This window comes from Dorea sp. AF24-7LB (assembly GCF_003478575.1).
Lineage (GTDB): Bacteria > Bacillota > Clostridia > Lachnospirales > Lachnospiraceae > Dorea_D > Dorea_D hominis.
Genome location: NZ_QUFR01000002.1, coordinates 162,454 through 175,307 on the forward strand (window position 1 = coordinate 162,454; position 12,854 = coordinate 175,307).

Genomic DNA, 12,854 nt, shown 5'->3' on the forward strand with positions numbered 1-12,854 from the left:
AATATCCTCATTAAGATACAATAAATATTATCATACCTCTGTATTGTTGTCCAATTTAATTATGTTTCCTGCAACTTTTCAACACTTTCTCTACTTTTCCAAATCACTCAACGCCTCCAGATACCCCATGGCCCTCTTCTGCATATCCGGTTCCAGCTTCTGGTATGTCTCAACAAGAGTTCCAATCTCAGTTCCCTTACTAATCACGTAAGTATCTGCACTTCTGCTTCTGCTTCCCATATGTTCAGCCCCGGACAGGAGATCATAAGGCGTTACGTTCAAAACTTCACATATAATTAAAATCTTATCCGATACCGGATTCGTTCTCTTCTTCTTCCAGTCGCTGATCGTGCTTTCTGCAATCCCTGTCTTCTTTGAAAATTCTTTCTGGCTCATCTTCCGTTCTTTTAATAATTCAAAAATTCTATCGCTTACTGTCTTCATAACGTCTTCCCTTCCGTTTCTATAAAATCAGTTGTATAATTATTCATAACTAATCAGCCAGCTGTTCTATCTATATTAATTATCTCTAAACGCGTCTGACAGCATAATTTCCAATTATACTGCCAAGCAAACAACTAATCCCATTATGGATCATGTCATCCCATTCAAACCAGCCAAGCTTGAATATAAGCTGGCATCCTTCAATCACTACAGCCACAGCAACACCCGACAGGAAAGCATATCGTAATTTCACTTTCCGGTCCGTGATCCATGGTAATAAAAATCCAATCGGCGCAAGCATCAAGCAGTTCAAAACATTCTGCTCCAGTAGTAACTTATCATCCAGAACAATTCCGGTATACCACGACCAGAATGGGATTAATTTGACGATACGTCCCTGCATCGGTGTTCTCGTAAATGTTGTTGCTCCCAAGATAATGCCAAGAAATAAAGCCAAAATCCATGCTGCTATCGCCTGCGATCCATGTAATCTCTTCTGTCTGACACTATATGTTAAGCCAATTGCAAGCACTACTAACAAGACTACAAATATTGCTATCTGCCTCATGCTCCAACTCTGAAATTGTGTTCCTGCCATTTCAAATATATCCACTACTCTGCCTCCGTAAAGCTTTTTATTCATCCGTTTATACGAATTTCCACTTTTTATATTATGCCATGTCACTTCGGCACATGATTGAGGATGCATTTTCTTACTTAAGGGAGTATAATGAGATTGTTTCTAAAAATCGAAAAGATAATAATTTTTATTGAAACCACTATTAATCAATGAAGGACGCCAGGAACGGCTTCTCTTTCCACTGATACACACACTTTACAACGAAAGGATTTTTACTATGCAAAAAAAATGGTGGCACACAAAAACCGCCTATCAGATCTACCCGAAAAGCTTCTGTGACTCCAACGGAGACGGCATCGGCGATCTTCCAGGCATTATCAGCAAGCTCGATTATCTCAAAGACCTCGGTATAGATATTATCTGGCTCTCTCCAATTTACTGCTCTCCACTTGCAGATCAAGGCTATGACATTTCTGATTATTACAATATCGATCCACGTTTCGGTACAATGGATGACATGGATCTATTGATTGCCGAAGCAAAGAAACGTGATATGCACATTTTGATGGATCTCGTCGTCAATCACTGTTCGGATGAGCATGAATGGTTCAAAAAAGCCTGCGAAGATCCGGACGGAGAATATGGAAAATATTTTTACATTGAAGACTGCCCTAATGGGAAACTGCCCTGTAACTGGCGTTCCTACTTTGGTGGCAGTGTGTGGGAGCCACTCCCTGGCCAGCCTGGGAAATATTACCTGCACATGTTCCATAAAAAGCAGCCAGACCTGAACTGGGAAAATCCAAAGCTGCGCGAGGAAATTTATAAAATGATCAACTGGTGGCTTGATAAGGGACTTGCCGGCTTCCGCATCGATGCGATCATTAATATCAAAAAACCGCTTCCGTGGCAGAATTATCCGGCAGACCGCAAAGATGGAATGTGCAGTCCGGACGAAATGCTGAAACACGCAGTCGGTGTGGGTGAATTTTTAGGAGAAATGCGTGACCGCACCTTCCTTCCGCATGGTGCATTTACTGTCGGAGAAATCTTCAATGAAAAAGCGGAAGAGCTTCCGGATTTCATCGGTGACAACGGCTACTTCTCAACGATGTTTGATTTCAATGAGACTATCTTCGGTGCCAGCGCGAAGGGCTGGTATGACCAGACAGTAATCACACCAAATGATTACCGGAGCTGCTGCTTCGCCAGTCAGAAAAAGATTGAAGACTTCGGCATGCTCTCCAATATTATTGAAAATCACGATGAACCGCGCGGCGTTTCTCGCTATATCCCAGAGGGCGAATGCACCGACACTTCCAAAAAGCTGCTTGCCACAATGAATATCATGCTCCGTGGTCTTCCATTTATCTATCAGGGGCAGGAAATTGGTATGGAAAATGTAGAATTCCAGTCGATTGATGAAGTCGATGACATTTCTACCCTCGACGAATATCAGGTGGCATTAAATGCCGGTCTGACACCAGACAGCGCCTTAAAGGCAGTAAACCGCATCAGCCGCGATAATGCCAGAACTCCTTACCAGTGGGATGCTTCTGCAAATGCAGGCTTTACAACCGGTACCCCATGGCTCAGGGTAAATTACAATTACAAAAAGATCAATCTGGAAAGTCAGAAAAATGATCCGGATTCTGTTTACCAGTACTACCGTCGTCTGCTTGCACTGCGCAAGGATCCAGCTTATGCTGAAACGATCGTATACGGTGATCTCCTCCCTGTATTTGAGAATCAGGACCGTGTCATGGCTTACTACCGAAAATCTGCTGACCAGACATTGCTCGTGATTGGCAACTATAAAACCCAGCAACAGACTTTGACACTTCCATCAAAGCTCAAACACATCGTGCTGAACAATCTGCCGCAGCTTAAGACTGAGGGCAATGAGATTATGCTGGAAGGCTATCAGGCAGTTATTCTGGAAATGCTTTCATAAAAAGCAACAAATATTTTTGTTATTAATAACATCAAGGGAGTAATTATGAAAAAGATCTCTTATAAGAAAATGGCGGATACAATTATTGCCAAAAGAAAAGAACAAAAACTTACGCAAGCTCAGCTTGCCAAAATGACTGGCATCCACAGAGCTATGATCAGCCGATTAGAAGGACTTGAATATATTCCTTCCATCGATCAGCTTCAGGCCATTGCCGAAGCACTTGGATTCGAAGTAACCGATTTATTTGAAGAGGAAAATTCTATAGTAAATAAACCTGTCCTCAACCAAAAATATAATATCGCTGTTGCCGGTACCGGTTATGTAGGTCTGTCGATTGCAACACTCCTATCCCAGCACAATCACGTAACAGCTGTAGATATTATTCCTGAGAAAGTAGAACTAATCAACAACAGAAAATCACCAATCCAGGATGACTATATTGAAATGTATCTCGCTGAAAAAGAACTGGATCTTACCGCTACACTGAATGGAGAAGAAGCATACAAAAATGCAGACTTTGTAGTAATCGCAGCTCCGACTAACTATGACAGCAAGAAAAATTTCTTCGACTGTTCTGCAGTAGAGGCAGTTATTGAACTTGTATTAAAAGTCAATCCAGATGCAACTATGATCATTAAATCTACTATCCCTGTTGGATATACAGCATCTGTAAGAGCTAAATATAATACAAAAAACATTATTTTCAGCCCTGAGTTCCTACGTGAATCAAAGTCACTCTATGACAACCTGTATCCATCCAGAATCATTGTATCCTGCGATGAGGAATCAAAAGAAAAAGCTGAAATCTTTGCAAAACTTCTTCAGCAAGGAGCAATCAAAGAAAATATTGACACATTATTTATGGGATTCACCGAAGCTGAGGCTGTAAAACTTTTTGCAAATACTTACCTTGCTCTTCGTGTTTCTTATTTCAACGAGCTGGATACTTATGCTGAGACAAAAGGCTTAGATACACAGGAAATCATCAACGGTGTCTGCCTGGATCCACGTATTGGAACACATTACAACAATCCAAGTTTTGGATATGGTGGATACTGCTTGCCCAAAGATACAAAACAGCTTCTGGCAAACTTCAATGATGTTCCACAGGACATGATTTCTGCTATCGTAGAAAGTAATAGAACTAGAAAAGATTTTATTGCTGATCAGGTATTAAATATGGCCAGATATTATGATTATTACAATCGTGGGGATTATGCTCCGGATCAGGAGAAGAATTGCGTTATCGGTGTTTACCGCTTGACTATGAAATCAAACTCTGATAACTTTAGACAGTCTTCTATTCAAGGTGTCATGAAACGAATCAAAGCAAAAGGGGCTACTGTTATCATTTACGAACCAACGTTAAAAAATGGAGAAACATTCTTTGGATCACTCGTGGTAAATGATCTAAAAAAATTCAAAAAGAAAAGTCAAGTAATCATCACAAACCGGTACGATTCCCGTCTGGATGATGTACTTGACAAAGTATATACACGTGATATTTTCAAAAGAGATTAATAGATATTATATAATATAGACATTTTACATATTAACAAAACCTGTATTTTCCCAATCGAAAATGCAGGTTTTTGCTCATCTTATTACTTTTCTAATCGTAAGCGCTTAAATTCAATTATTCATGGATTTCTAATGGCAAGCCATCCGGATCATGGAAAAATGTCATTTTCTTTCCAGTATAATCGTCTAAACGTACCGGTTCTGTTGCTATTCCTTTTGCGTTAAGCTCCTTAACCGTATCGTCAACACTTTTTACCTTAAATGCCAAATGTCTCAAACCAAGTGCCTCTGGATAATTCACACGGGCCGGAGCATCCTTTATAATAAATAGCTCAATCTCCTGCTCTCCACAAGCTAAATCTATTTTATAATCATCCCGTTCCTTTCGATAATTTTCCCGGATTATTTCAAATCCCAGTAAATTAACATAAAAATGTTTTGATTTATCGTAATCGCTTCCTATAATTGCAATATGATGAATTGTATCAAACATTGATTTATCCTCCTTCGTTTTTCCTATAAGTTTATCACAGTAAGATTTTTATGAAAACACATTAATTCTCTGTTTTTTTCAATTTTTCATCACCTGCAGCCTTTGTTCCATAATAGCAAACCTTAGTCAGCTTTTTCCCATCACTCAGCTTTGCAATATCGTATGTAATTCATTCATGACATCATGACCAAGCTGGCCTGCCACGCCTGTTACAAATACTTTCATTTCTTATCGCTCCTAATATTCTTATCTGTTTCCGTACATTTTTTCGTAGTAGTTCTGATATTCACCGGAAATAATTGTCTCCCACCATTCCTTATTATCTAAATACCACTGGATCGTCTTCTTAATTCCATCTTCAAATTTTGTTTCTGGAAGCCAGCCTAATTCATTATGAATCTTTGTTGGATCGATAGCATAACGCATATCATGACCTTTACGATCCGTTACATGTGTAATCAGGCTTTCCGGCTTTCCAAGTTCTTTGCAAATGATCTTTACAATGTCGATATTCTTCATTTCGTTATGTCCACCAACATTGTAAACTTCTCCAAAACGTCCTTTATGGATGATTAAGTCTATCGCACGGCAATGATCCTCTACATAGAGCCAATCACGAACATTTAATCCTTCGCCATAAACAGGTAATGGCTTATCTGCTAAAGCATTGGCAATCATTAACGGGATTAATTTCTCTGGAAAATGATATGGTCCATAGTTATTAGAGCAACGGCTGATGGTTACAGGCAGTCCGTAAGTTCTGTGGTAAGCAAGAACTAATAAGTCTGCTCCTGCCTTTGAGCTGCTGTATGGAGAACTTGTATGGATTGGTGTCTCCTCTGTAAAGAATAAGTCCGGTCTGTCTAATGGAAGATCTCCGTAAACTTCATCAGTGCTTACCTGATGGTATCTCTTGATACCATATTTACGGCAGGCATCCATCATAACAGCAGTTCCTTTAATGTTTGTGTCTAAGAAAATCTCAGGATTTTCAATAGAACGGTCTACATGGGATTCCGCTGCAAAGTTCACAATCATATCTGGATGTTCCTCTTCAAATAATTTATAGATTGCTTCTTTGTCACAAATATCAATCTTGCAGAAACGGAAATTAGGATTATCCATTACTGGAGCTAAAGTAGATAAGTTTCCTGCATATGTAAGCTTGTCCACGCATACAATTCTATAATCAGGATATTTATCCAACATATGAAATACAAAGTTACTTCCAATAAATCCGGCTCCTCCGGTTACGATAATTGTCATTCTTCTATCCTCTTCTTTCTTAATACAAATGTTGATGCATTTTCTTCTCTATTGCTTCCGGAACTCTGATGATGCCAAATCGCCATAGTATCGGATAAATATATGAAACTCCTCTAATGTCTCCAAGTGCCTTCGGTTTCTTCACTTCTTCTGAAACCTTCTTACTATTTTCAAATGCCAGCACCACACTACTCCAGGCAAGGCTCTTACTTTTCTCTCTCCGGTCTATCAGCAGCTCTCTGTTATACTCTCCGTTTTTACCGACCTTCAATTTATATCGGAATGGTAATCCTGTTGCCGTTTTAAATGGATACTCCTGAAATGCAATAACAGTCTGCCACAGATTTTCCTCTGATGGTATTTCGTGTAGAAGCCGAACCTGCTCTTGCCGAATCTTATACGTCCGGCATCGCTCCGCATTTAAACTTATCTCTGCTGCATTATAAATTCCCTTAGTGTAGGGCAGATAGGAATGAACCGATGCTCTGGAAAGACCTGTGAGTTTCATAATCTCCGGAATCTTTTTTCCCAACTGATGCAGATCATTAATTTCTGTACATATATCTGATGTGAATACATCTGCAGTAATAAGTAGCTTACGAAGTTTAAGCAGACTAATATTTAACTCATCTGCCAGTGATCTTAAAGAATCTGCTTCTTCATAGGCATCTCTTAACTCTTGAAGAAAATTGTTAAATTGAAGTTCTGGATTATATTCTGGTTTCTTTTTTGGTCTTCCTACCATCTTATAGCTCCTATTTCCATGTGAATCCAATCAACTTACACCTAAAACAGAGGATTCTTTGCTCCGGACTAATGCTCCGATAGCTGTCCTCTGTTTCTTATTTTATTTTTTCACTTTCGCTTTCTGAAATATCCTAAATAATAGATGACACCACCTACTGCTCCACCAAGTGTATTATAGGTCAGATCCGATATTTGAAATGTTCCAAGATGGAATAATAACTGAGTAAATTCTATCATAAAAGAAAATACTGCTACAACTTTTGTGGCTTCCCAAACGGTCTTTCCAAATCTAATATTCTCAGATTCATCAAGTAATTCTTTTTGAAATGCCCACAAACAATTGCTTGACATCATAATTTTGATCCTTAATAACCAGTTTATTTCCATATTTAGCAATAGACTTATTATATTCCAGCACTTCATTTTGTGAGAGTTTACTCACTATAAATTTGCCTGTCTCACCTCTGCCATATCCAATAGCCAACGTCGGAGTTGCAACAAATATGATATCCTTTAAACCATCCGCTCTGTCTCTTGTAAAAGATGGAACATCTGATGTAATAAAGGGATTCGTATCGTTCGTCATCAAGAAAACTGGAGCCACTCTTTGCATAAATGCGCTCTCTATAGTTTTCATCTTTCCACTGTCTGACTGCAGATAATCAACAAATGCTTTTATTATTAATGCGTGTGCTTCATCTGATCATACGCAGTGACATCATCTTCATATGTTCTATCTGCTTCTGGGATTATTACATTTTTCAGTTCGTCTGTGAATGGTATAAAATCATAAATAGAGTTAAATATTTCGTTACCAGCAATGCTTCTCCAGTTATAAATCATGCAGTATTTCATTAGAGTATTCAATTCGTCTTGAGTCACACTGCTACTTGTAGAAGTGCTTCTATTCGCATACGCCTGCTTTATCTTATTTTCTACTGATTGAATAAATTCTCCCCAATTATTTTCATATGTGTGTGCCCATTCAGTTTCGACAAAGGTCCATCTTGAATTATTAAAATATTCCTTCAGATGTCTTTTTTCATCTTCTGTAAACTCTATTCCAGAAGAATCTTTTATCTCCCATTTATCGAAGTCGTAAAAATATTGATTAAGTAATTCTGGACTATTCAAATTCTTACCATCACATACCACATTAAACTGCAGTATGTCATCGTAAATCTCATGAAGTGCCTCGTCTGGCATATATGGGAACCCTGCTTTAATGTCATGAAACCCGTTTTTTGCCATTATCTCCTTGGTGGAAAAGGATCTTAAAGTCCAATCCGAATTTTCCGGGTTGGATTCACAATAACCCACACTCTTATCAAACAACCAGACTTTCGGATCATTACCGCTATTATGTTTCCACGCTTTCATGTAACATCTTGGAATAAGATGCTGATTCATTGCTACATCACTATGTGTTTTTGGGGCTGGTATAATAGCCATAACCTTTTCCTTCTGACATTCTAGTTTTTCTCACACTTAGCCGATCATAAGATCGTTGCCTGCTGCTCACCACGAAGAGGTGTGTGATTATTACGAGCAATGTAGGGAGCTACCGCTCCCTGTATATCACAATTTCATCCAGTTTTATAGACGCTTTCTTGTCTTCATCAACGCACAGTACATCAATCCGCCTAGCACTCCGCCGACTGTGTTGTAGAAGATGTCCGATAGCTGGAATGTACCCAAGCGAAGCAATAATTGTAGCACCTCAATGCTTATCGAAAAAATGAACGCTACCTTTCCGCTATACCACAGTATCTTCTTCCAGCTACTGCTCACTTTCTCTTGAAATGTCCATATAACCATGCTGGTGAACGGCACCATCATGATCACGTTCTCAATGCACTCAGTTGTAAGTTTCTGCTCGCCGTTCACGGTCTCCCAGATGCCCCAGCCACCCATGACATTTGACAAAGGATTTAGCCACAGGTTCCGGTTCAGCAGCGTTCGGAACAAAATCATCGATGTCACGAAAACTAGTAAGAACATCTTCCGAAAGAACACGCTCTCTTTAAATTTCTGATACCAAGTCACTATGGCACTCTTCCATCCTTTGCCTGCTGCGATAGGTTCATACGCATACAGATAGAAAAACATGGCAAAAAAGGAAAGAAGAAGCGAAAAGCCAAACGGCTCATATAGCGCAGTCAGGATGTTTGTGAGGATCTTCCCGAATAAATCAATCGTTTCTTTCATCATTGTTTAGAGATCACTGAACAGGTCAGCCTTGTACACGCCGTTTTCCAGCATCTTCTTGAAGCTGTCCTTTACAGCTGCGACATCCTCATGATATGTCATACCATACCAAGTGTCATTGGTTTTCAGAACCTTCACAGACATCTTGCCCTGCTCCAACAGTTCACCGATAAAGATGGGAATCAGGTACTCTGCTTTCAGAGGATTGTCCGGTACTTCCTTCTCGAAGAACTCTTTGAAACCTTCCTCCAGTACACTCAGGAACTCCGGAGTCAATCCCCACATGTTCATGGAAACCAGAGAATTTACATCCACAGCCACGCCGTCTGCTTCTGCTCCAGTTGCGGTCTTTACAATGTTCTTGGTTTCCACAACCTCAGTCAAATTATTCTGCTCATCCATCTTGCAGATGCCACGGGTCACGCCACCGTTATCAGACAGCGTGTTCTTCAGCACAAAGCCAGCCATGCAGGACTTTCCACCATTCACCAGATACTCATGTACGGCTTTGAAACCTTCCTTGCCGTAGTAATCGTCCGCATTGATGACGATAAACGGAGTCTTGATGACCTTCTTCGCTGCAAGCACAGCCTGACCGGTTCCCCACGGCTTTGTGCGACCTGCTGGAAGTTTTCCCGGAATATCGTCAATGTCCTGAAAAGCGTAATCCACAGTTACATTATGAGAAGAGCAAATGGAGGCAATGCGATCACCGATGACCTCTTTGAACTCCTTCTCGATATCCTTGCGGATAATAAATACCACATGATTGAAACCAGCTTCAATCGCATCATGGATTGAATAATCCATAATGATATGTCCAGCATCATCCACTGGCTCCAACTGTTTGATTCCTGTTCCAAAACGGCTACCGATACCGGCAGCCATAATAAGTAATGTTGTGTTCATCACTTTTCCTCCTTTATTATCTAAACTATAGACTTTCTTTTTCTCCCAGCCACTTTTAATGCCTTAACATTGCTTTTAATCTTTGTTTCACAGGTGACAAAACTCTTCTTATTTTTTCAAGCATCTTCATTGATCCGTATTTTTTTAAACAGTACTCGAATCCTTTTTTTTCAATCATCCTTTGGAATTCTTCGTAGTGATATGGTTTAGGTGAAGGACTATTCAAATTCTTCTGATTAATTTCATTTAACGAACACTCTATTATATCAAATTTGTTTTTTAGTGTTTCAAATACTTTTTCCCCCTTTTCGGAATTTATAATAACAGATGATACGCCCAATTTATCCTCAAATGCCTCATTTACATTTTTCAGATTCCAAAAATCTCCAATTGTTATGTCTCCTTGTCGTTCCATACTTGAGAATCTACATGCATAACAAGAATCTCTTAATATATAATTATTGGTAAATAAACGATAAAAATTATCCACCCATATAGGAGCATGGTATATTCGTCCATTTTTAAATTTAATATATATTTCTTGATTTCTCCACCCATACACTTTCTCTCGAAATTTAAGTTCTATTATTTGAGAAGAATACAGCTTTTCTTTTCCCTTTAAAAATGCGTTTAATAATTCACTACTTGGTACACCATGACAAATTAAATCCAACGTATATAAATTATCATATTCTTTTCTCAAATATTTCTTCAAACCAGCTACCTCACATGGCGTACCTGTAAACAACACCTCTTTTCCTTCCTTCAGATCTTTCTGTACCATACAAAAAATCGAATGTTTATCACTTTGTACATATTTAGAGCCTTGAAATTTCCGAGCATCTTCAATCGTTGTCGCTCTTCCATGTTTTACTTGGAAATCATTGTTCATCTCCACGCCATACACAACGCCATCATTGTTCAAAATATATTTTGCAACTTCTGCAAATACTCCACCTGAACTACTTTTTGCTCGTTCATGCTCATCTTTATTTTTTACTCCATAAGCTATTTTTTCAAACTTCTTATTCTTTTCTTTATCTTTTAATGGACAAACCTTTTCGCATAATCCGCAATTAACGCATGAATCTTTTCTAATTTCAGGATACAAATATCCCTTTTCATCATGTTTCATATAAATTGCATGTTTAGGACAAATATTCAAACATGCTGAACATCCACAACAGTCCTCTTTATTTATATATAACTTTTCCATCTTATTTTCCTTTCATATTTCTCAATCTTATAAGTATCGTTCTAAAATTGTCTCTTGCAAATATAATATGAAAAATACAAATAAAAACTAAACTATAAGTTCCAACACAGATTGCGTAAAAAAGCCATGTAATAAGACTTGTTGGCGTAAACTTTATTAGCATTGGTGCCGTAACATATATTACTATAATCATTAAAATTGCAGTACAAATATTTAACAAAGTACTTTTTCTAGTCATATGTGTTACCATTTTGGGTATAAAAAAGTACAAATCAATACAACGATATAAATTAGATAAGCAGGAAGCTAACATGATTCCAGCTAATCCCCATTTTATTCCAAAGCAAATACCTCCTATCAATAAAATAGCTGCTTGAACCGTACTTTGAACTCTTGTTTCCTTATATAACCCCGCCGCTATCACCAACATTCCTTGAGGTGTTTTTAGATTGTATAAGATTCCATTAGCTACAAATAAAATAGCAAGTGTAAGATTTGTATATTGAATATCATCAACTCCACTTGTATAGGCCCCTACAAACGGTAGGATTGTAACTAATGTAATAGAATATATAACGCTAACCATAAAATAATAAAGATATTCGAAATCACTATATGCCTTTTGAAATGCTGTCTTATCTTTCTTAACAATTAATTCCCCAAAACCTGCTGAGACACCCGTAGAAAATACAGACATTACTCCATTAATCCCAGCCATCACCATATTATAAACTGAATAAACACTTACCATTTTAAGAGATGAAAAAATGGTTGTCATAACTGCTGGAGATGCATTTTGTACAGTTTGAACTATCTGTAAATATAACGCACTCCATCTCTTATCCATCGCACCATAATCAGGTTCCACGTCATAACATATAAAGTGGTAATTAGTTTTAACATACACATACAATATTAATGTTCTCACAAATATTGATAACAATGCAATAATTCTCAACAAGACAATATTAATATGTATTATTGATAAGGCCACGACAATGATAGTATTTAAAACTGTATACACAATCGAAGCCAATGAAATTACATATGTCCTTTGATCAGCAGTAAGCAATGCTCTGTATTTTGCCAAAGTAAAAAATTCTAACGAGCCATTAACTCCCAACACAAGAACTAAAGCGAAAATACTAGTTTGATCTAAAACAGTTGAATCTGTAATAAAAGGATAACATATAGCCAAGATTACAACCAAACCTACAAAAATGAATCCTGATTTCACATAAAAGTGCTTCGCAGCAACTATTATCCGGTTGATCCTATTGTAGTCTTTCTCTGCGATAGGTTTGTACAAAGAATAAACCGCTGCACTTGACAAACCAGCCTCTACTAGATTGAAGTAACTAATAAACTGTAGAATAGATGATATCAAGCCATTAATTTCAGATCCATATGCTGTCAACATAAATCTAGGCGTTATAAACCCTGCAATCATTGTTACGACCTGTAATAATGCTGTCGTAACCGAATTCAATATAAATTTTTTTGAGCGTCCCAT

General features: G+C 38.1%; 15 protein-coding genes. 2 read left to right on the forward strand and 13 right to left on the reverse strand.

Features of this window, described 5'->3' with window-relative positions:
- Positions 1 to 90 precede the first annotated feature (90 nt).
- Both DWY31_RS03210 and DWY31_RS03215 read right to left on the reverse strand, forming a co-directional pair.
- Positions 91 to 444, reverse strand: a complete 354-nt coding sequence (locus tag DWY31_RS03210) for a helix-turn-helix domain-containing protein (protein ID WP_118519509.1) — start codon at positions 442 to 444, stop codon at positions 91 to 93.
- Positions 445 to 529: 85 nt separating this feature from the next.
- Positions 530 to 1,057, reverse strand: coding sequence for a VanZ family protein (locus tag DWY31_RS03215; RefSeq protein WP_158575480.1), 528 nt, complete (start codon positions 1,055 to 1,057; stop codon positions 530 to 532).
- Positions 1,058 to 1,301: 244 nt separating this feature from the next.
- Between DWY31_RS03215 and DWY31_RS03220 the strand changes: the two genes are divergently transcribed.
- Both DWY31_RS03220 and DWY31_RS03225 read left to right on the forward strand, forming a co-directional pair.
- On the forward strand, positions 1,302 to 2,978 hold the full coding sequence (locus DWY31_RS03220) for an alpha-glucosidase (RefSeq protein ID WP_118519511.1): 1,677 nt from the start codon (positions 1,302 to 1,304) through the stop codon (positions 2,976 to 2,978).
- A 45-nt stretch (positions 2,979 to 3,023) separates the two neighbouring features.
- Positions 3,024 to 4,502 (forward strand): nucleotide sugar dehydrogenase, encoded by a 1,479-nt coding sequence (locus DWY31_RS03225; RefSeq protein ID WP_118519512.1) that lies wholly within the window; start codon positions 3,024 to 3,026, stop codon positions 4,500 to 4,502.
- A 115-nt stretch (positions 4,503 to 4,617) separates the two neighbouring features.
- Here the strand turns inward: DWY31_RS03225 and gloA2 are convergent, their stop codons facing one another.
- From gloA2 to DWY31_RS03275, 11 genes are all read right to left on the reverse strand, one after another.
- A complete protein-coding gene (gene gloA2 / locus DWY31_RS03230) occupies positions 4,618 to 4,995 on the reverse strand; it encodes an SMU1112c/YaeR family gloxylase I-like metalloprotein (RefSeq protein ID WP_118519513.1) in 378 nt (125 codons plus the stop codon).
- 61 nt (positions 4,996 to 5,056) lie between these two features.
- Entirely contained in the window at positions 5,057 to 5,164 is a 108-nt protein-coding gene (locus DWY31_RS14585; RefSeq protein ID WP_442873160.1) for a thioester domain-containing protein, read from the reverse strand.
- A 77-nt stretch (positions 5,165 to 5,241) separates the two neighbouring features.
- Positions 5,242 to 6,261, reverse strand: coding sequence for a dTDP-glucose 4,6-dehydratase (rfbB, locus tag DWY31_RS03235; protein WP_118519514.1), 1,020 nt, complete (start codon positions 6,259 to 6,261; stop codon positions 5,242 to 5,244).
- 19 nt (positions 6,262 to 6,280) lie between these two features.
- A complete protein-coding gene (locus tag DWY31_RS03240) occupies positions 6,281 to 7,006 on the reverse strand; it encodes a hypothetical protein (protein ID WP_118519515.1) in 726 nt (241 codons plus the stop codon).
- A gap of 110 nt (positions 7,007 to 7,116) precedes the next feature.
- The gene (locus DWY31_RS14235) at positions 7,117 to 7,431 is read right to left on the reverse strand and encodes a VanZ family protein (RefSeq protein ID WP_330411762.1); all 315 of its coding nucleotides are present in this window, start codon (positions 7,429 to 7,431) and stop codon (positions 7,117 to 7,119) included.
- Positions 7,316 to 7,621: a hypothetical protein gene (locus DWY31_RS13990; RefSeq protein ID WP_118519516.1), complete on the reverse strand. Its 306-nt coding sequence runs from the start codon at positions 7,619 to 7,621 to the stop codon at positions 7,316 to 7,318. The genes DWY31_RS14235 and DWY31_RS13990 overlap by 116 nt, the downstream gene beginning before the upstream one ends.
- Before the next feature lie 68 nt (positions 7,622 to 7,689).
- Positions 7,690 to 8,460: a DUF4238 domain-containing protein gene (locus DWY31_RS03255; protein ID WP_118519517.1), complete on the reverse strand. Its 771-nt coding sequence runs from the start codon at positions 8,458 to 8,460 to the stop codon at positions 7,690 to 7,692.
- Between the two features lie 144 nt (positions 8,461 to 8,604).
- Complete coding sequence (locus tag DWY31_RS03260) at positions 8,605 to 9,219, reverse strand: VanZ family protein (protein WP_330422597.1); 615 nt, start codon at positions 9,217 to 9,219, stop codon at positions 8,605 to 8,607.
- A 3-nt stretch (positions 9,220 to 9,222) separates the two neighbouring features.
- Positions 9,223 to 10,125: a sugar phosphate nucleotidyltransferase gene (locus DWY31_RS03265; RefSeq protein ID WP_118519518.1), complete on the reverse strand. Its 903-nt coding sequence runs from the start codon at positions 10,123 to 10,125 to the stop codon at positions 9,223 to 9,225.
- Between the two features lie 55 nt (positions 10,126 to 10,180).
- Positions 10,181 to 11,341: a Coenzyme F420 hydrogenase/dehydrogenase, beta subunit C-terminal domain gene (locus DWY31_RS03270; RefSeq protein ID WP_118519519.1), complete on the reverse strand. Its 1,161-nt coding sequence runs from the start codon at positions 11,339 to 11,341 to the stop codon at positions 10,181 to 10,183.
- A gap of 1 nt (position 11,342) precedes the next feature.
- Positions 11,343 to 12,854, reverse strand: a complete 1,512-nt coding sequence (locus tag DWY31_RS03275) for a lipopolysaccharide biosynthesis protein (protein ID WP_118519520.1) — start codon at positions 12,852 to 12,854, stop codon at positions 11,343 to 11,345.